Genomic DNA, 19,502 nt, shown 5'->3' on the forward strand with positions numbered 1-19,502 from the left:
AAATAGATCAGTTAGTTTTCCAGATTGGTATGAGGCACAGAAGCGAAACAATACGGCAAGATATGAAGCATCGTTGTGAGGCTTAGCTTAGCTTCGTCACATCGAACAGCTAAAGCCATGCCTACTGCTCCCTCCTTGATACATCACATAAAAAAAGGCCTGTCGATTGCTCGACAGGCCTTTCTTACAATGCAATTAAGCGGGGATTAGCCGTTTAAACGCTTGTCGTTACGACGCGGTGAACGCGGCTTGCGGTCATCGTTAGGACGGAAGCTTGCACGACGTGGCAGAGGGCCACCTTCGTACTTGGCCAGGTTCAGAGGACGCTGACAAACGCGAACGTTTTGCAGTACTTTCTGAACTTCCGACGTCATGCCCTGTGGCAGGTCAACGGTAGAGAAGTCGTCATGGATCTGGATTTGACCAATGAAACGAGATTCCAAATCGGCTTCGTTGGCAATGGCACCCACCAGGTGACCCGGCTTAACGCCGTGTACACGACCCACATCAACCCGGAACGTTTCCATCACAACACTGTTGTCACGACCACCGGCAGCACGAGGTGCGCGGGGACGATCACTGCGCTCGGCACGGTCACGGCTTTCACGCACTTCTGGACGACGAGCGGCCATTGGGCGATCTTCCATGAACAAAGGACGGTCGCCTTGCAGCAAACGAGCCAGGCCCGCTGCCAACTGTGAGCTGTCCAGGCCTTCTTCTTCCAGTGACGCTATCATTTCAACGAACGGAGCCAGTGATTTTTCATCAGCTTCTACGCTAACACGCAGACGAGACTTGAAGCGCTCGGCGCGGATCTTGTTGATTTCGTCGGCAGACGGCATCTGCATTTCTTCAATCGGCTGACGAGTATGACGCTCCAGATTGTACAGACCGCGCTTCTCACGACCGGTAACAAACAGGATGGCATCACCTTCACGACCGGCACGACCGGTACGACCGATACGGTGTACGTATGACTCGTTGTCGTGCGGCATGTCGAAGTTTACAACATGACTGATACGCTCAACGTCCAGACCACGAGCCACAACATCGGTTGCAACCAGAATGTTCAGACGGCCATTTTTCAGACGCTCGATGACTTTTTCACGCAATTTCTGCGGAATATCACCGTGCAGCGCTTCACAGGCATGGCCTTCACGGCTCATCATGTCTGCCAAATCTTCGGCATCTTTACGAGTACGCACGAATACCAGCATCGCATCCATGTCTTCGGTTTCCACCAGGCGACACAGACCCTCATGCTTGTTCATGCCACGTACAAACCAGTAACGCTGACGGATGCTGGAGTTGGTACGGGTTTTGTTTTCAATGCGAACTTCTTTAGGATCTTTCAGGTACTTTTGCGCAACACGCTGAATAACTGGAGGCATGGTAGCCGAGAACAGTGCAATCTGGCGAGTCGCTGGAGTTTGTTCCAAAATCCATTCTACATCGTCGATGAAGCCCATGCGCAACATCTCATCGGCTTCATCCAGCACTAATGCTTTCAGGTTATCCAGCTTCAGAGTACCACGACGCATGTGGTCCATTACGCGACCAGGGGTACCAACAACAATGTCGACACCGCGCTTGAGAGAGCGAATTTGTGTATCGTATGCTTGGCCACCGTAGATGGACATGATACGAATGTCTTTGCGATATTTGGCGTAGCCTTCAAACGACTCGGCAACCTGGATGGCCAGTTCACGAGTAGGGGCTAATACCAGTACTTGAGGAGTTGCATTACCGCCGGTAATGGTGCTTAACAGCGGCAGTGCGAATGCAGCTGTTTTACCAGTACCGGTTTGTGCCAAACCTAAAACGTCACGGCCTTCAAGCAAAGTGGGAATAGCGGCAGCCTGAATAGCAGAAGGCGTCACATAACCGGCGTCGGTCAGTGCTTTTAAGACTTCAGGAGCCAAACCCAGTTCAGTAAAGGCAGGGGCGTTTTCAGCAGGTACAACAGAAGAATTTGTCATTTAACAGTTCCGAATAAATAGAATGTCGGCGGACTGATACAGTAAAAGGCCAGGGACAACCTATTCCCACGCAAGGTGAGGGTTTCCCTTTACAGAGTGTGTTTAACACTAAGATTCACAAGGCTAATCTGGCCATTTTTGTCTCAACACCGCCATGGTTAACTTTCTGGCTTAAAACCAGTCCGTCTTTCTCATCATGGATGTCGATCTGCCAGACTTGTGTCGTCGCGCCCAAATGGAGGGGACGTGCAACCCTGATGGGTTGCGTCGTTTGGCGCGGACGTGATGCGTCATGTTCCTAAAAAAACGCAATATAACCCGCTTCAACGCACATACTTTGGCAGCTACATAAACCCAGGGTCTTAACGAATTCAACTTTATTTCTCTGTTGAATCGCCATGTAGCATGCCGAATAGGCGGGTTATAACGATATTCAGCACTGTGTCATTGCTTGAAATATCGTGACCCACATCACAAAAGGTCATGCCCAACTGGGCTGAGGGCGCATTCTCTGCTAATCGGCAAAGAATGTCCAGCATTATTTAACACTCAGGAAGATGAAGGAGCGAAGAAACACGCCTGTGGCAGAACCAGCAGTCAGCGCTGCACCTTGCACATGGCCCGAGTTCATTAGACCTCGACACACACAGCACTTGTCTCCTTCAGGACCCACCTTGAGTTAACTTTTAATTTTTCTAACGATAACGATAAGCAGCACGGCACCGATAACCGACATGATTAACGAGCCGATCACGCCGGTGGCCGCCAGGCCCAGCAGACGAAAAACGATACCGCCCAAAAAACCGCCGACCAGACCGAGCAGTATATTCCCCAGCAGGCCAAAACCCTGTCCTTTCATTAACTTACCAGCAATCCAACCGGCCAGACCGCCGATGATCAAACCTAATATTAATCCCATGTATTCTCCTTGGTGTATTTATCAAGCTGGAAGTAGAGGCTAAAAGCAAGGCCTCGGGCCCTAACACTGTCAGCCACTCTGTTTGTTATTAACTTCCAGCTGTCAGCTTCAAGCTTTGTTTATCAAACCGAGCAATGCCTGCACCGGGTGCTTGATGCCCTGCCCTTCGATGCGTTTAACCTGACTACGACACGAAAAGCCGGTGGCCATGCATCGCTCCTGAGGAAGCTTGCGCATCGGCTCGGCCCAGCTCATGCCATATAACTGCTTTGAGCCTGCCACATGTTCGCGCTCGTGGCCATAGGTGCCTGCCATGCCGCAGCATCCTACCGGTATCGCTTCAAGGTTAGCGCCAAGGTGGCTGAAAATACGCCCCCAATCCTGATGAGTGGTGGGCAGCGCGGTTTTTTCACTGCAATGGGCAAACAGATACCAGGGTTCACCTTCCGGCGTTTGTGCAGGCAAGTGTGTTAATTGCTGCAATAGCCATTCCTGGGGTAGCAAGACCTCGAAATCGCCTCTGGCCTGGCCAAGCACGCTTTTGTATTCGTCGCGATAACACAGCACCAATGAAGGATCGACGCCCACCAGCGGAATATTCAGCCGTGCCAGCTGGTTTAAAAACTGTGCGCTGTCGGCAGCCATGGCGGCAAAACGACGCAAAAAACCTTTTACGTGCGCCGGTTTGCCATTGGGTTTGAACGGCAACACCACTGGGGTAAAGCCCAGCGTCGTTGCCAACTGCACCAGATCAAACACCACATTGGCATCATAAAAAGAGGTGAAGGGGTCTTGTACAATCAGCAATGTTTTGGCTTTTTGCTCATCGCTCAGCGCCGCTAACTCGGCCATGTCGAAGGCTCTGGCAGCGCCTTTTTCCAGCAGCTTGTTCAAACTGGGGTTACTGACCAGTGGCATGTCGACCATGCCCAGCAAGGAGCTGGCTCCCGCCTGTACCAGTTTGTTGCTCATCAATGGATTGACCAGCCCGGGTACCTTGGCCATCCAGGGCGTATACGATTCGACCCAGGACACCATGTAATCCTTGGGCGGACGCTGATAGCGCTGATGATACAGTTGTAAAAAGCGCGCCCGAAAGGTGGGTACATCCACTTTTATAGGGCATTGGCTAGAACAGGCCTTGCACGCCAGGCAGCCGTCCATGGCTTCTTTTACTTCATGGGAGAAGTCGTATTCGCCGCAATGCTTTTGCCAGCTGTATTTCACTCGCTCCACCAGGCCTTTAACACTGGCACTGCGACTCATGACTGCTGCTTCTTCGGCCATGGGATCGAAGCCCTGGGCCGAGAGCTGGCGTAACCATTCCCGTACCAAACCCGCTCTGCCTTTTGGAGAATGACGACGATCGGCGGTCAGCTTCATCGAGGGGCACATGGGGGACTTCACATCGAAATCGAAGCACAGGCCATTACCGTTACAGTCCATGGCCTGGGTGTAGCTGTCGCGTACGTTCACGGGGATCTGCCGATCATAAAAACCCCGTTTGGTCGCATCCACCGACACCAGTTGATCCAGGCTGTCGAGTGGCGTGCAGATTTTACCGGGGTTCAGCCGGTTGAAAGGATCAAAGGCGGATTTAATACGGCGCAGCTCGGTAAACAACACCTCACCGAAAAAGGTCGGGCTGTATTCGGAACGATAACCCTTGCCGTGTTCGCCCCACATCAGGCCACCGTATTTGGCGGTCAGCGTATTTACCTGATCGGAAATCTTGCGCAGCATGACTTCCTGCTCGGGATCCGTCATGTCCAGTGCCGGGCGAACATGCAGCACCCCGGCATCCACATGACCAAACATGCCGTATTGCAGCTGGTGTTCGTCCAGCAGCGCACGAAATTCAACAATATAATCAGCCAGATTCTCTGGCGGTACGGCGGTATCTTCCACGAAGGCAATCGGCTTTTTACGACCCTTGGTATTGCCCAGTAACCCGACCGCCTTTTTGCGCATCGCATAAATACGATTGAGTGACGCCAGATCGTCACATATCTGATAGCCGATAATACCGGCTTCGCCACGTTCAATCAGACCATCGAGCTGGGCGCACAGGGCCTCGACCTTTTCGCGCTGGGCTTCGCCGTCCTGATCCGCATATTCGACCATGTTGAGGCCGTCCATTATCTTGCCCGGCACGTCCTGAATGAGGTCACTTACCGAATGCCAGATAATGTCTTCGCGCGCCAGCCCCAGCACCTTGGAGTCAACCGTTTCGACCGACAATGCCTTGGCTTCCACCATCAGCGGTGCGTTACGCAACGCCGATTGAAAGCTGTCGTATTTCACATTAACCAGGGTGCGATAAGTGGGGATGGGGGTTAAATCAAGCCAGGCTTCGGCAATAAACGCCAGCGAGCCCTCGGAGCCGCACAGAATACGGGTGAGATCCAGGGTATGAGTGGCCTTGTCATACACGTGCTTGAGATCGTAACCGGTTAAAAAACGGTTCAACTTGGGAAAGCGTTTTTCTATTTCACCGGCATGATCATTGACGCTGTGGTACACACAGCGGTACAGCTCACCTTCGCGACTGTCTTCTTCCAGCTTGGCATCCAGCGCTTCGCCACTGACCGGGCCGGTTTCAATAATGGTACCGTCGACCAGTACCGCCGTGACACCCAGCACGTGATCCGAGGTTTTACCGTATACCAGAGAGCCCTGCCCCGAAGCATCGGTATTGATCATGCCGCCCAGGGTGGCACGATTACTGGTAGAGAGATCCGGAGAAAAGAACAGATTATGGGGAGCCACCAGCTGGTTGAGTCGGTCTTTGACCATCCCCGTTTGCACCCGCACTCGTCGTTCATCAGCGTTCATCATCAGCAGCTGATTAAGATGGCGCGACAAATCGACCACTATGTTGTCGTTCAACGACTGACCGTTGGTACCGGTACCGCCCCCTCTGGGAGCGAATTTCACGTCTTGATAAGCGGTCTTGGTTGCCAGGGTCAGCATGATGGCCAAGTCCTGGGTTGAGCGCGGAAACACCACCGCCTGGGGAAGGCTTTGATATACGCTGTTATCGGTGGCAACGGCTAGTCGGCTGGCATAGCTGCGTTCAATATCGCCGCGAAAGCCACTGTCGGCCAATGCGTCGAGAAATGCAAAATAGGTGGGAGTTATCTGCTGTTGCAGATTTATCCTTGGGATCATAACGGCTGTTCCCTGTCATTATAGTAAGGTGCGCCCAGAGTGGCGGCCAGTATACAACAAAGAAAACCCGAGGTGTGAGAGGGTAAACATGAGGAAAAAGCAGGAAGCCGTCAGCATGCAGCAAAGAAGCCGGTATTGGTTTTAGCTGCCAGCTTTTGGCTCTCGGCTTTGGTTACAGGTGATCAGGTGATTGAGAAAGCGGGCAAACAGCGCGGCCTGACTGTCGATATGCAATTTGCCGTAAAGGTGCTTGCGGTGGTTTTTAACCGTGCCGACTCCAATGCCCAACTGCTGCGCGATAGTCTCATTATCTCGGCCCTGTATCAGCAAGACCGCCACCTGTTGTTCGCGGCGAGTCAGACGCGCCAGTCCAAAACTGGCCAGTGCCATATCGACCTGAGAGCGCATTCGGTTCTGCTCTGGCGGCGCCGGATCGGGTGGCGATAGCGCCATCACTTCACAGCCCAAAGGCCAGTGCTGCCGACACAAGGCCCCCAGCACAGGGAGCAAATGGCGTAATCGCGTCTGTTCGTTCGCGCTAAATGGCAGGGCCGCCATCCGGCCCAGAAACAGCGTTAACCATTGCCCTTTGTGCAGTGATACCACCAGCCCCAGCTCTTCCTGCCAGCCGGTTGCCTGATAAAAACCGGCCATATAATCGGGCCCCATGCCCAGCTCTGCCACCAGGGTTCGCAGGGAGTAGACACCTTCGCTCAGGCCCAAGCCAAGGGCGCGATAAAAGGGATCGTCGGCATATATGCCGTTCAAATATTGCTGAAACAGCAAGTCACGCCTGTGTTGCAGATTATCAAATAAATACACCGCCGGCCCGCCACTGCGATAATTCAGCACCAGGGTGCAGTCGCTGCTTACCTGGGTGGCGACCAGGGCTGCCAGCTGACGAACAAACGCGGCCGTTCCCATGGCGCCAATGGTCCTGGTCAGCGCCTGCTGGTATTCGTGGTGATTAACTATGACCATGGTTGACCCTATTTGATGGGAAGAAACAATGCCTGGCGCCAAGTAAAACCAAAAACGAGATCCTGACGTTCGTCAGGATGACAGCTAAAATCCTGCATCATCCTTCTGCCGTCATGCCGGGCTGGTCACGGTATCTGCTTTTTTTGTACTAAAACCAAATCCTGACTTTCATCAGGAATACGGTCGGTTTGACCCTGAGCTGACCGCTTACGGCTGATCGCTTTCTATTCGCGCTATTATCGCAAACTATCCCAAAAAGGACATAGGCACCCGGGTATCGACTGGGTCAGGATGACGCTTTGTTTATAAATGAAGAGTCCACCATGCCTGAAGTTGATCCACAGCCCGTCAAGCATTCAAATTTCACTCCCTCTTGCAGCACCAATGACTTGTTGCACGAGCTGAACCAGCGTGGACTGATAGCCCAGCAGTCTGACGCCGTAGCCCTTGGAGAGCATCTTAATCAAGAGCCCAGAGTCATTTATTGTGGCTTTGATCCTACCGCAGGTAGCCTGCACATCGGGCATCTGGTGCCGTTATTGATGTTGCGTCGTTTTAAAGAAGCGGGCCACAGCGTAGTGGCGTTGCTGGGGGGAGCCACCGGCATGATTGGCGACCCCAGCTTTAAAGCCAGTGAACGCAGCCTGAATGAGGCCGCCACAGTTAATGGCTGGGTGAGCGACTTGCAACGGCAAGTGGGTAACCTGCTGGATGCCAAGTCAAACCGCCAGCAGGTGCATCTGCTGAACAATGCCGATTGGATGAGCAAACTGGACCTGTTCACATTTTTGCGCGATATCGGCAAGCATTTTTCCGTTAATGCCATGATCGCCAAAGATTCGGTCAAGCAGCGGCTGGCGCGCCCGGATCAGGGGCTGTCATTTACCGAATTTGCCTATTCACTATTGCAGTCTTACGACTTTGCGGTACTCAACAAAGAGCACGCTTGCACAGTGCAAATTGGCGGCAACGATCAATGGGGAAACATTACCAGCGGCATCGATCTCACCCGCCGGCTGAATCGACAACAGGTGTTCGGCCTGACGTTGCCGCTGATCACCAAGGCCGACGGCACCAAGTTTGGCAAAACCGAAACCGGCACCATCTGGCTGGATGCAGCCAAAACATCGCCTTATGCGTTTTATCAGTTCTGGCTCAATACCGCCGATACCGACGTCTATCGTTTTTTGCGCTACTACAGCCTGCGTTCAGTCGCCGAGATTGAAGACATAGAACACCAGGATAGTAACCGTGCAGCCAAGCCTATCGCCCAGCGCCTGCTGGCCAGTGAACTGACCGAACGGGTGCATGGCAAGGCGGAATTGATGGCCGCCGAACGCATCAGTCAGGCGCTGTTTTGCGGGGACTTCAGCCAGTTGAGTCTTTCGGAGTTTGCCCAGCTGGAGCAGGACGGCATTCCCCTGACCCGCATTCAGGACTTTGAATCCCCCATGCTGAGTCGTTTGCTGGTAGAGACTGGCCTGGCAAGCTCGCTGCGTCAGGCCAGGGAGCTGATCGCCAACGGCGCCATTGCGGTCAATGGCGCCCAGATCAGCTCAGACACCCATGAACTGCCTCGGCTCCAACAGCATTATGTGATCCTGCGCCGCGGCAAAAAACACTTTCATCTGTTGAAATTTGGGAATCAACGCTAGCGCCCGGGCTTTTTACTGCGACCGGCCGAGCCATTTTTGTTGCCCGGCCTGGCAGCAGATGCGCCGTTCGAGCGTTTACCGCGATTGCTTTGCGGCAGCGATCCCTTGCTCGAGATTGGCCCCTTTCCCGCGCCATTACGTGATCCTTTACTGGCTGGTTTTTTATTACGATCCCCAACCGAGCCACGGCCAGTCACTGCCGCTTTAGCGCCGACGACGGGCAAGTCTTTAATACGGGGCCCCTGGCGGGCCGCTTTGGGTTGTTCCAGCACAGAGGCTTCTTCGGTTTTACTCGAATCGCCCACCATATGGTTAATCAGCGCCAGCTCTTGTGCCGTGACTTCACGCCACTGACCCGGCTTCAGGTTACCCAGATCAATATTCATGATCCGCACCCGTTTCAGGCTGGTAACGCTAAAGCCCAGATATTCAGCCATGCGGCGGATCTGTCGGTTCAAGCCCTGGGTGAGAATGATATTGATGGTTTTGGGGCCTACTTTTTTCACCTTGCAGGGCTTGGTCACGGTATCGAGGATAGGCACACCGGCACTCATGCGTGCCACAAAGTCGTCGGTAATGGGTTTATCCATCGACACTATGTATTCTTTTTCGTGGGCGTTGCCCGCCCGGAGGATCTTGTTGACGATATCGCCGTCGTTGGTCAGCAAAATCAGCCCGCTCGAGGGCTTGTCCAGCCTGCCGATAGGGAAAATCCGCGCCTTGTAGTTAACCGCGTCAACGATATTGCCGGCAATGGCGCTATCTGTGGTGCAGGTAATGCCTATCGGCTTGTTATACACCAGATACACGGCCTGGGGCTTGGCGCGCAACGGCTTGCCGTTTACCTGTACATTGTCGGCCTGGGTGACTTTGACGCCCATACCGGCTACTTCACCATTCACTTTCACTCGGCCTTGCTCAATCAGCCGGTCGGCTTCTCGACGCGAGCAAATACCGGTTTCACTGATAAATTTATTCAGGCGGGTAGCGCCACTGTCTTGGTTCATAGGGCCAGAACTCTCTCCCGACGGCTTCGCCAAGCGGCAACCTTGCACCAGCTTGAACAGGCCAGATAATGAAAAGCGCCAGTGTAGAGAGGCAGGCAAACGGCCGCAAGTCCTAATCGGTCATGATAATGCCTATAGCCAGCGCCGAGCCTTGCGGCAGTATTCCTGATAATCGCTGCCAAACTTGACGGCCAGTGCCCGCTCTTCCGCCGCTATCTGCATCTTGTTCATGTAACCGATAAAGACCAGCAGCCAGATAAGAGCCACCCCATTGCCCAGCCAAACTGCCCAGGCCAGCAGCAACAAGAAGTCGCCAACATAAATGGGGTTACGGGAATAGCGAAAAATGCCCTCGGTAACCAACTGACGAGTCTGCTCCGGCACAAACGGCAAAATGGTAGTGTTTGCCCGGCGTAACTGCCACGCCGCCAGCACCATGAGTACCAGCCCAAACACTACCAGCAACCACACCAGTCCCTGCTGGCCGGCAAAGCGTACCGACCAATGCGCCAGGCGCTGCTCGGACAGCCACATCAAAGTGGCAATAATGGCCACGATGGCGGGCGGCGGCAACCACAGACTCGGTTTGAGTTTCATTATGACTTTGCTCGCTATTTCAGGGTATCTGGCGTCTCGGCACTGTCATCAACAGAGGCTGGTGAGGCCATGATATCAGGCACGGTCTCGCCTAACTGATTGTTGCCGTGACTATCGTTGTCGTGACTCTTCAGATCTGCAGGCTCGTTGACACCCGGCTGTGAAAATCGATACTCAAACGGTGACGCCTTGCCTTTGTTCTCGGCCTCATCCTCATGGGCCCAGTGATGACGCGTCATGCGCAGGGCCTGATAAAGATCCGGATACACCAGAATCCCCTCATCGCCGACCCGAATGCCCGCCTGTTTCAGCCAATGGGTCATCTGGCCCCGCCGCCCCGCCATCACCATGTGTACGCCATGCCGTTTCAATTCTTTAAACAGCTCTCCCACCATGCTCATCACACTGATGTCTTGATGGGTAAAACAAGAAACCGCATCAATAATCAAACAGGTGGGCGGGGACGATTCCCTCGCCAGTAGCAGCAATACCCGTCGCTTGAAATAACCGGCATTAAAATAGGTCAGTGGTGAGTTAAACCGATAAATCAGCACCCCGGTAATGGCTTTGACTTCTTCATTGTGGCCAAGGGTATGCACCACCCCTTCGTCGTTCATGCCCATCAGCTGATCCGTGGGCCGCATGACATTACGCAAAAACTGAAACAGCCCCAGCAGCACCGCCAGGGTAATCCCCGGGATCACCCCCATCAGCAGTACGCTGGCAAAGGTTATCCAGGCGAGCCAGAAGGCGGAGCGATCCGAATGACGCAAGGCCCACAAGCCTTTGAAGTCGGTCAGCGACAAAGAGGCCATGATCAACACCACGCCGAGCGCTGCGGTAGGAATATATTGCAGCGGCGCCGTTAAAAAGAAAGTGACGATTGCAATCGCCAGCGCAGCCACAATGGACACCAGCTGGCTCTTGCCACCATTGGCATCGTTAACGGCGGTGCGTGAGTCGGCGCCACTGATGGCAAATCCCTGAGACACGGCAGAAGCCAGATTGGCAAATCCCAGGGCTCTAAACTCTTTATCGGCGTCAATATCGTAGCCGTTTTTAGCGGCAAAGCTGCGGGCGGTCAGCATCATGGACACAAAGCTCACCATGGCCAGGTTGAGGGCGGGCAGTACCAGCTCGCGAATCAGCCCAGGGGGAAACTCGGGGATCTGAAAATCGGGAAGACCCGAGTTCAAACTGCCCACCACGGCCACATTGAGCCGAACAGGATCCCCCAGCCACAAGACAAACGCCACTACCGTCAGCGCCAGCAACGAACTCGACCATTGGGGGCGAAGATATCGGCACAGCAACATGACAGCCAGGGTCAACAGGCTGAACCCCAAGGTAGTGAAGTGAATTTGTGGCCCATAGTCGGGAACCGCCAGCAAACGCTCGATCAGGCCGGACTGGGCAAAGGTAAAGCCGAACACGCTGGATAGCTGGCCCACAATAATGGTAATGGCTACCCCGTTCAGCAGGCCCATCAAGATAGGACGAGACAAGAAATCCGCCAACACCCCGAGTTTAAGGCGGCTGGCAATCAGACACCAAAAGCCGGTCATGGCGGTCATGGTCATGACCAACTGCCAGTGACGGACGGCATCGCCTGCCGCCAGCGGGGTGACCACGGCGGCAATCACGGCGCAGGTGGCGGCATCCGGGCCCACGATCAACTGGCGAGACGACCCAAACAAGGCGTAAACAATCATTGGCAAAATGCAAGAGTACAAGCCGACGATGGCGCCGACTCCGGTCAACTCCGCATACGCAATGGCCACCGGCAAGGCGACTGCCGCCACCGACATACCCGCGCGAATATCGGGCAACAGCCAGGATCGCTGGTAGCCCAGCAAGCTGACCAAACCCGGCATCCATCGTTCGAGAGAAAAAAAATTGTTCAATTTTTCAACCAATTAAAGTTAAGGTCTGTTCTTTATTATAGGTTGGCCCATCGCTAACCCGCCCGAGCATATCTCGTCATGCTCTGTCGCAACATTCAATTCAATCACTCATGCCGGGTTTCACCCACCGCCTTGCAAATAGCAATTAATACGCAACAAAATGCAAAAGAGTGCCATTTGTTTCCTGTTAACTGGCCACAACTTGTGGTTGAATTGATTCATTAGGTAAAGGACTCTAACTTGGCCTTTTATCGTTCAGTACTCATACAGGCGCTCTGATAACATGGCGATTCAAGTTTTAATTTGTGACGACTCCGCCTTTGCACGAAAACAATTGGCCAATGCCCTCCCCTCGCATTGGGGGATGCAGATCCGGTTTGCCCGTAATGGTCACGAAGCACTGGAAATCGTGCGCCAACAAGGGGCAGATTTGCTGTTGCTCGATCTCAATATGCCTGAGCTTGACGGCTATGAGGTACTGAAAACCATACAAGGTGAAGCGCTACAGATCATCACGGTGGTGATCTCCGGTGACATCCAGCTTCAGGCTCGACAAACCGTAATGGCATTGGGCGCCATCGGTTTTATCAAAAAGCCCATTGCAGCCATTGAGCTCAAGCAACTCCTCGCCGAATATGGGTTTTATCGCGCCGATGACCATAGCACTCCTCCGGCGGTCAGGGACGATTCATCCACGTCTATCTCACTGTTCGAGCACTTGCAGGAAATGGCAAATATTGCCATGGGCCAGGCGACCAGTCTGCTGGCTCAGTTACTGGGCGTATTTATTCATCAACCCATTCCCAAAGTGGCATTCATTGCGCGCAGCGAACTCAATATGGCGATTTGTGTCAGTGATAGCAACCATCAATATTCTAGGGTCTGTCAGGGGTTTGTAGGAGCCGGAGTGTCGGGCGAAGCCTTGTTGTTGTTTTCCGATAGCTGCAGCAAGCAAATGGCCAAACTGCTGCATTATGACGATCTCAACAGTTCCGCGCCCGAGATGGAAGTATTGCTGGATATGTCCAATATTTTGTTTGGTGCCTTTATCAAGGGGCTCGGCGAACAGCTCGATATTTCATTCGGCCTTGGTCAACCCGGCATGCTGGGCCAGCATCAGCCCCCTGATGAATTGCTTGAGCATCATCAACCGGCACAAGAGCTGTTGTGCATTGAAATCCCCTATGAGCTGGAACAGCAGCATATTAACTGTAACCTGCTGGTATTGCTGACCGCAGACTCGGTCAAACGGCTGGAACAACGACTGATGTATTTAACGGAGTAAGTGATGTCTATTTCCAAGCAGGATGCGCATGCCTTTCATTTTTTGATCGATATGCTGGAGTCGGTAGAAATCGGCCTGGTGGTGCTGGATTTGGATTATAATGTACAGCTATGGAACGGCTTTATGGAAAACCATAGCGGCATGACCTCAACGGCGGTGCGAGATAAAAATCTGTTCAGCCTGTTTCCCGAGCTTCCTCAAGCCTGGCTCAAACGCAAGATTGATACGGTGATCACGCTAAACACCCGCGCCTTTACCTCCTGGGAACTGCGCCCTTACCTGTTCCGATTTGGCAACAGCCGCCCTATCACCGGCACCGCACCTCATATGTATCAGAACATGACCATCAGCCCGCTGGCCCGGCCAGATGGCAGCATAAAACAGGTCTGCCTGATGCTGTACGATGTGACCGATGTAGCCTGCAGTCGTTTAGCGCTGGAGAAAGCCAATTCACAACTGGGATTGTTAAGTAGAACGGACAACCTGACCGAGCTGCTCAATCGTGGAGCCTGGGAAGGTTCGCTCAATGACGAATTTAAACGTTATCAACGCTACGGTCACTCCGTCAGCCTGATCATGCTGGACATAGATAACTTCAAAATCATCAATGATCAATATGGCCATCCTGTTGGCGATGATGTCATTCGCCATCTGGCCAGCTTAATTCGCGCCAGCCTGCGCCATACCGATTATCCGGGACGTTACGGAGGCGAGGAGTTTGGCATTATATTACCGGAAACCGATATTGAAGGTGCTCGGTTGATTGCCGAAAGGTTGCGCCAGAATATTGCTCATGCCGTAGTGAGCAGCAACGAGTTGATCATACGCTATACGGTCAGCCTGGGGGTAGCCTCATTAACCAAAGAAACGCCCCATGCCAGCGACTGGTTACGCCAGGCAGATGATGCGCTTTATGCCGCCAAGCATGCCGGCAAGAACCAGGTGGTCTGTACTCCTCCCTTCTCTGCACCTGCCGTACAGGATTAAAAAAGCCCGGCTGAGAAACTCAACCGGGCTGTTACTGACACAGAATTCGATTACGCCAGTTCAATCACCTCGAAATCAACCTGCGGATCAACATCGGCTTCGTAGTCTACGCCGGTCAGGCCAAAACCAAACAGGCGCAAGAATTCGTCTTTATAGCCCTGGTAGTCGGTTAACTGGTAAATGTTGTCGTCCTGCACCTGGGCCCAGATTTCGCGACAGGCATTTTGCACTTCATCACGCAGTTCCCAGTCATCCAGACGCAGACGATTCTGCTCGTCCACCTGAACCGCATCACCGCTGTACAGGCGCTCGGTAAACAGACGCTGGATCTGTTCGATACAGCCTTCGTGAATACCCTGTTCTTTCATTACCTTGAACGCCATGGAAATATACAAGGGCATCACCGGAATGGCGGCAGAAGCCTGTGTCACCACCGACTTGAGCACGGCTACATGGGCATTCCCACCTTTGGTCTTCAGCTTGGTATCGATGGCATGGGCGGCGCGATCCAGGTCTTCCTTGGCTTTGCCCAGGGTTCCGTGCCAGTAGATAGGCCAGGTTAAATCGGTACCAATGTAAGAGTAGGCAACCGACTTGGCACCGTCGGCCAGCACGCCGGCATCACTCAGCGCATTCATCCACAATTCCCAGTCCTGACCACCCATCACCTGAATGGTGTCGGCAATTTCCTGCTCGTTGGCTGGCTCAACCACGGCTTCAACCAGCACATCTTTGTTGGTATCCAGCGCGGTCGATTTGTACGCTTCACCAATCGGCTTGAGGGCAGAACGCACCACTTCACCGGTTTCAGGCATCTTGCGCACCGGCGACGCCAGGGAATAAACGACCAGATCAATTTGCCCCAGGTCCTGTTTGATCAGCTCAATCACCTGTTCGCGGCATGCGTTGGAGAAAGCGTCGCCGTTGATGCTCTTGGCATACAGACCTTCTTCCTTGGCTGCTTTATCGAAGGCAGCAGCATTATACCAGCCGGCAGATCCGGTTTTTTTCTCGGTCGCCGGCTTTTCAAAGAACACACCTATGGTGGCCGCGTCGCTGCCAAAGGCGGCATTAATACGAGATGCCAGGCCATAACCGGTAGATGCACCGATCACCAGGACCTTTTTAGGACCCTGCTTGAGCTGGCCCTTGGCTTTAACGTAAGCAATTTGCTCACGCACATTCGCCTCACAACCAACGGGATGGGTAGTGGTACAGATAAAGCCACGAACCTTGGGTTTGATGATCATAAAGATGTTTGCCTCGGTTATTCTTAAATAAACGCTAAAGATACCCTATTCTAAAGCAAAAGTGAGAGTAGACCAAAACAGGAAGCCTGACGCACGTCAGGATAACGGCACAGAGGCCACTGTTTGATATTCTCTGTGTTTATTATCACACTACCCACCTGTTGGCTTACTGCGTTCAAGGACACCTGATGTTTACCCTTCGCCCCTATCAGCAAGAGGCGGTCAATCGCACCCTGGAGTACTTTCGTCGCCACCATGATCCGGCGGTGTTGGTGCTGCCAACCGGAGCCGGCAAAAGCCTGGTAATTGCCGAACTGGCCCGCCTGGCTCGGGGACGAGTATTGGTACTGGCGCACGTGAAAGAGCTGGTGGAACAAAACCATGCCAAGTATCAGAGCTATGGTCAGCAGGCAGCCATTTTTTCTGCCGGCCTGGGCCAGAAAGAGGCCCATACCCAGGTGGTGTTTGGCTCGGTACAATCGGTAGCCCGCAATCTGGCCGCCTTCGCCAACTTCAGCCTGGTGGTGATTGACGAATGCCACCGAGTGTCCGACGACGAAAACAGCCAATATTTGCAGGTCATTCATCATCTGCGCCAGTCCAACGAACGCCTCAAGGTACTGGGGCTGACCGCCACCCCGTATCGACTGGGGCTGGGCTGGATTTATCAGACTCATTATCACGGCATGATCCGCAGCCATGGGCCGCGTTTTTTCAAGCAGTGTATTTTTGAATTGCCGCTGCGGCTGATGATCAAGCAGGGCTATTTATGTCCACCGCAGTTAATCGACGCCCCCGTCGTGCACTACGATTTTTCGCGGTTGTACGAGCAGGGATTGTTTAGCGAGCAGGCACTGGAAAAAGAACTGGCTCGCCAGCCCAGAGTCACCCCGCACATAGTGCAACAAATTCAGGATTATGCCGCCGAGCGCGTTGGGGTGATGGTGTTTGCCAGCACGGTGCGCCACGCCAGCGAAGTGGCCGACCTGCTGCCGGTAGGGCAAACGGCGCTGATCACCGGTGACACGCCGGCCCCGGAGCGGGATGACATTATTCGCCGCTTCAAGGCGCGCGAGCTCAAGTTTCTGGTTAATGTATCGGTGCTGACCACCGGCTTCGATGCTCCCCATGTTGATGTTATCGCGCTGCTGCGCCCCACTCAGTCTGTGGCCCTGTATCAGCAGATTATTGGCCGCGGCCTGCGATTGAGCCCGGATAAAACCGACTGCCTGGTGCTGGATTATGCGGGCAACAACATGGATATTTTTGCTCCCGACGTGGGTGAGCCCCGCCCCCATCCCGATACCACCCAGGTACAGGTATTGTGCCCCGCCTGCGGCTTTGCCAATATTTTCTGGGGAAAAACCGATGCCCAGGGGCAGGTGCTGGAACATTTTGGTCGTCGCTGCCAGGGCCTGTTTGAAAGTGACGACGATGATGCTCTGGGTGAGCCCTGTGGCTATCGCTTTCGTTTCAAGTCTTGCCCGCAATGTCTGGCCGAAAATGATATTGCCGCCAGAGAATGTCACGACTGCGGCCACTTGCTGGTCGACCCGGATAAAAAACTGAAAGAAGCGCTGGCACTGAAAGATGCCCTGGTGCTGCGTTGCGCCGGCCTGAGTTTGAGCGAAGCCGGCGGCAAGTTTGGCCCCGCGCTCAAGGTCACCTATTACGACGAAGATGGCACCGAGCTGCAGCAATGGTATGCTTTCGATCAGAAAGGGAAAAAGGGACGCTTCTTTCTGGAGTTTGTGCGTCCTCACTGGCCCGCTCCGGGGCTGGAGCCCACGTTTGACTCGCTGGCCGAGGTAGTGGCCAGCGCCGAGCGTTTTCGCCACCCTGATTTTGTGATTGCCCGTCAGCACAAACGCCGCTGGCAGATAAAAGAAACCCTGTTCGATTATCAGGGCCGGTTTCGTACCGCCCATTCATTATAGATAAAGAGTGTTATGAATCGTTATATTGTTGGCCTTGCCGCCCTTGCTATCCATTTTTCCGTTGCTGCCAATGCACCGGTCGAGAAGCCCCCGGCCAATGGTCAGGCGGCATGGCTGTTGGCCGACGCCACCACGGGACAAATAGAGTCCAGCCACAATGCACAACTGTTGTTAAAACCCGCCTCAACCCAGAAGTTGATCACCACCCTGGCCGGCGCTCTGGCGCTGGGGCCGGACTGGCGCTATCAGACTCAGGTGCGCTATCGCGGTCAGCTGCAAGGCGACACACTGGTGGGCGACTTGCTGATCGACTTTGTGGGTGACCCCTCGCTCACCCGGGAGCAGCTGCACGCACTGCTCAAACGCGCGGGCGTGCGCAGCGTCAGTGGCAATGTACTGCTTAATCAGCAGCGCTTTAGTGGCTACGATCGCGGCGATGGCTGGTCGTGGAACGACTTGAGTGTGTGTTATACCTCTCCGGTATCGGCCTTGATTCTGGATAGAAACTGCGTGCAGGGCGCCTTGTATGCCCGCCCGGGGCAAGCCGCACGCGCCACCGTACCTGCGCATCAGCCGGTCACCATCAGCGCCAAGGTGGATGTGCTGAGCCGTGGCGAACAAAAACAGCAGTTTTGTTCGCTGGAAGTGGACATGAGCCCACCCAACCAATATCGCCTGACCGGCTGTATTGGCCCGCGCAAAGAGCCCTGGCCTCTGCGTTTTGCCATTCAGGATGTCGCCGCCTGGGGAGAAGACCTGACCCGCTGGGCACTCAAGCAGGCCGGCATTCGCATCTCGGGGGGCATTAATGCCAGCCATATTGAAGCGGCCAACTGGCAGACCCTTGCCACCCATGACTCTGCGCCTCTGATCGAGCTGAGCCGCAAGATTCTGGAGCACTCGGATAACCTGTATGCCGACAGCCTGCTGCGCACCCTGGGTGCCGAGCATTTCAAGCAACCGGGCAGTTTTCGCAATGGCACTCAGGCAGTGCGTGACATTCTACTGCAAGAGGCCAATATCGACCTCGGACCGTCCTGGCTGGCCGACGGCTCGGGCTTATCGGCACACAATTTAGTGCGAGGGCAAGACTTGCTGGCCGTACTACTGGTGATGGCACAAGACCCCAGAGCCAACTGGCTGATGGGATTGCTGCCCGTAAGTGGTGAAACCGGCACCTTGCGCTATCGGCGCAGCGTGCAAAACCCGGCTCTCAAGGGCAAGATCATGGCTAAAACCGGTACCATAGCCCACGTACAAAACCTGGCGGGTTTTATTGATACCGATGCCGGACAACGCAAGGCCTTTGTGTTGCTGCAAAATGGCTTGTCGATAAGCCCCCAGCATGAAAAAAATATCGCCGCAGGTCAGGGGGAATGGCCCGCCCGACGCTTCGAGCGTGAATGGCTGGAAGCGGCCGTCTTTCAACAGCCAATAGTTAAAACCAATTAATCAGCAAAGTATTAACGATTTTTATTCTTCAGGCGCCGTCTTTATACTGCGCCTTGTAAACCAATCAGGAGAGAGCATATGTTTGCAGTGATTTTTGGCCGCCCCGGCTGCCCGTTTTGTGTTCGAGCCAAAGAGCTGGCAGAAAAATTGACCGAAGAACGCGACGACTTCAACTTCCGCTATGTGGATATTCATGCCGAGGGCATTTCCAAGGAAGATCTGGAAAAAACCGTCGGCAAGCCGGTAGAAACCGTGCCACAGATTTTTCTCGATCAGGCGCATATTGGCGGCTACACCGAGTTTGAAGCCCATGCCAAGGCGCATTTAGGCCTGTTCCAGTAAATCGGTAAGGTGTGAAGGGTAAAGGGTGAAGCGAAA

Annotated in this window: 13 protein-coding genes and 2 pseudogenes; 6 read left to right on the forward strand and 9 right to left on the reverse strand. The window is 53.9% G+C overall.

Annotated elements, in window-relative coordinates; all coding sequences use genetic code 11:
• Window positions 1-206: 206 nt before the first annotated feature.
• The 5 genes and pseudogenes from IEW52_RS01440 to IEW52_RS01455 form a co-directional block, all read right to left on the reverse strand.
• Entirely contained in the window at window positions 207-1,979 is a 1,773-nt protein-coding gene (locus tag IEW52_RS01440; protein WP_188628296.1) for a DEAD/DEAH box helicase, read from the reverse strand.
• A gap of 123 nt (window positions 1,980-2,102) precedes the next feature.
• A pseudogene (locus IEW52_RS15900) lies at window positions 2,103-2,223 on the reverse strand (esterase); the annotation flags it as partial.
• A 435-nt stretch (window positions 2,224-2,658) separates the two neighbouring features.
• On the reverse strand, window positions 2,659-2,898 hold the full coding sequence (locus IEW52_RS01445) for a GlsB/YeaQ/YmgE family stress response membrane protein (RefSeq protein WP_188628297.1): 240 nt from the start codon (window positions 2,896-2,898) through the stop codon (window positions 2,659-2,661).
• A gap of 108 nt (window positions 2,899-3,006) precedes the next feature.
• Entirely contained in the window at window positions 3,007-6,069 is a 3,063-nt protein-coding gene (ydiJ, locus tag IEW52_RS01450; protein ID WP_188628298.1) for a D-2-hydroxyglutarate dehydrogenase YdiJ, read from the reverse strand.
• A 141-nt stretch (window positions 6,070-6,210) separates the two neighbouring features.
• Complete coding sequence (locus tag IEW52_RS01455; protein WP_188628299.1) at window positions 6,211-7,050, reverse strand: helix-turn-helix transcriptional regulator; 840 nt, start codon at window positions 7,048-7,050, stop codon at window positions 6,211-6,213.
• Window positions 7,051-7,373: 323 nt separating this feature from the next.
• On the opposite strand from IEW52_RS01455, the gene tyrS reads away from it, so the two are divergent.
• The gene (gene tyrS / locus IEW52_RS01460) at window positions 7,374-8,705 is read left to right on the forward strand and encodes a tyrosine--tRNA ligase (RefSeq protein ID WP_188628300.1); all 1,332 of its coding nucleotides are present in this window, start codon (window positions 7,374-7,376) and stop codon (window positions 8,703-8,705) included.
• Here the strand turns inward: tyrS and rluF are convergent.
• The 3 genes and pseudogenes from rluF to IEW52_RS01475 form a co-directional block, all read right to left on the reverse strand.
• Window positions 8,702-9,712, reverse strand: coding sequence for a 23S rRNA pseudouridine(2604) synthase RluF (gene rluF / locus IEW52_RS01465; protein ID WP_188628301.1), 1,011 nt, complete (start codon window positions 9,710-9,712; stop codon window positions 8,702-8,704). The two genes, tyrS and rluF, sit on opposite strands and share 4 nt — an antisense overlap.
• A gap of 132 nt (window positions 9,713-9,844) precedes the next feature.
• Window positions 9,845-10,309, reverse strand: a complete 465-nt coding sequence (locus tag IEW52_RS01470; protein WP_188628302.1) for a methyltransferase family protein — start codon at window positions 10,307-10,309, stop codon at window positions 9,845-9,847.
• Between the two features lie 230 nt (window positions 10,310-10,539).
• A pseudogene (locus IEW52_RS01475) lies at window positions 10,540-12,213 on the reverse strand (SulP family inorganic anion transporter); the annotation flags it as partial.
• 283 nt (window positions 12,214-12,496) lie between these two features.
• Between IEW52_RS01475 and IEW52_RS01480 the strand changes: the two are divergent.
• Window positions 12,497-13,498, forward strand: coding sequence for a response regulator (locus tag IEW52_RS01480; protein WP_188628303.1), 1,002 nt, complete (start codon window positions 12,497-12,499; stop codon window positions 13,496-13,498).
• 3 nt (window positions 13,499-13,501) lie between these two features.
• The gene (locus IEW52_RS01485) at window positions 13,502-14,485 is read left to right on the forward strand and encodes a GGDEF domain-containing protein (protein WP_188628304.1); all 984 of its coding nucleotides are present in this window, start codon (window positions 13,502-13,504) and stop codon (window positions 14,483-14,485) included.
• 50 nt (window positions 14,486-14,535) lie between these two features.
• Here the strand turns inward: IEW52_RS01485 and fabV are convergent, their stop codons facing one another.
• Complete coding sequence (fabV, locus tag IEW52_RS01490) at window positions 14,536-15,735, reverse strand: enoyl-ACP reductase FabV (RefSeq protein WP_188628305.1); 1,200 nt, start codon at window positions 15,733-15,735, stop codon at window positions 14,536-14,538.
• 188 nt (window positions 15,736-15,923) lie between these two features.
• Here fabV and radD point away from each other — a divergent pair, with 188 nt between their 5' ends.
• The 3 genes from radD to IEW52_RS01505 all read left to right on the forward strand — a co-directional run bounded on the left by radD (window position 15,924) and on the right by IEW52_RS01505 (window position 19,466).
• Window positions 15,924-17,672, forward strand: coding sequence for a DNA repair helicase RadD (radD, locus tag IEW52_RS01495; RefSeq protein ID WP_188628306.1), 1,749 nt, complete (start codon window positions 15,924-15,926; stop codon window positions 17,670-17,672).
• 12 nt (window positions 17,673-17,684) lie between these two features.
• Window positions 17,685-19,124 (forward strand): D-alanyl-D-alanine carboxypeptidase/D-alanyl-D-alanine endopeptidase, encoded by a 1,440-nt coding sequence (dacB, locus tag IEW52_RS01500; protein ID WP_188628307.1) that lies wholly within the window; start codon window positions 17,685-17,687, stop codon window positions 19,122-19,124.
• A 78-nt stretch (window positions 19,125-19,202) separates the two neighbouring features.
• Window positions 19,203-19,466 (forward strand): GrxA family glutaredoxin, encoded by a 264-nt coding sequence (locus IEW52_RS01505; RefSeq protein ID WP_188628308.1) that lies wholly within the window; start codon window positions 19,203-19,205, stop codon window positions 19,464-19,466.
• The last annotated feature ends 36 nt before the right edge of the window (window positions 19,467-19,502 follow it).

It is taken from the genome of Oceanisphaera marina, assembly GCF_014643915.1.
Classification (GTDB): Bacteria; Pseudomonadota; Gammaproteobacteria; order Enterobacterales; family Aeromonadaceae; genus Oceanimonas; species Oceanimonas marina.

What these genes read in the sequence shown, in the direction of transcription:
- IEW52_RS01440 (WP_188628296.1), bottom strand. Translation starts at nt 1,979, where the DNA reads ATGACAAATTCTTCTGTTGTACCTGCTGAAAACGCCCCTGCCTTTACT.
- IEW52_RS01445 (WP_188628297.1), bottom strand. Translation starts at nt 2,898, where the DNA reads ATGGGATTAATATTAGGTTTGATCATCGGCGGTCTGGCCGGTTGGATT.
- ydiJ (WP_188628298.1), bottom strand. Translation starts at nt 6,069, where the DNA reads ATGATCCCAAGGATAAATCTGCAACAGCAGATAACTCCCACCTATTTT.
- IEW52_RS01455 (WP_188628299.1), bottom strand. Translation starts at nt 7,050, where the DNA reads ATGGTCATAGTTAATCACCACGAATACCAGCAGGCGCTGACCAGGACC.
- tyrS (WP_188628300.1), top strand. Translation starts at nt 7,374, where the DNA reads ATGCCTGAAGTTGATCCACAGCCCGTCAAGCATTCAAATTTCACTCCC.
- rluF (WP_188628301.1), bottom strand. Translation starts at nt 9,712, where the DNA reads ATGAACCAAGACAGTGGCGCTACCCGCCTGAATAAATTTATCAGTGAA.
- IEW52_RS01470 (WP_188628302.1), bottom strand. Translation starts at nt 10,309, where the DNA reads ATGAAACTCAAACCGAGTCTGTGGTTGCCGCCGCCCGCCATCGTGGCC.
- IEW52_RS01480 (WP_188628303.1), top strand. Translation starts at nt 12,497, where the DNA reads ATGGCGATTCAAGTTTTAATTTGTGACGACTCCGCCTTTGCACGAAAA.
- IEW52_RS01485 (WP_188628304.1), top strand. Translation starts at nt 13,502, where the DNA reads ATGTCTATTTCCAAGCAGGATGCGCATGCCTTTCATTTTTTGATCGAT.
- fabV (WP_188628305.1), bottom strand. Translation starts at nt 15,735, where the DNA reads ATGATCATCAAACCCAAGGTTCGTGGCTTTATCTGTACCACTACCCAT.
- radD (WP_188628306.1), top strand. Translation starts at nt 15,924, where the DNA reads ATGTTTACCCTTCGCCCCTATCAGCAAGAGGCGGTCAATCGCACCCTG.
- dacB (WP_188628307.1), top strand. Translation starts at nt 17,685, where the DNA reads ATGAATCGTTATATTGTTGGCCTTGCCGCCCTTGCTATCCATTTTTCC.
- IEW52_RS01505 (WP_188628308.1), top strand. Translation starts at nt 19,203, where the DNA reads ATGTTTGCAGTGATTTTTGGCCGCCCCGGCTGCCCGTTTTGTGTTCGA.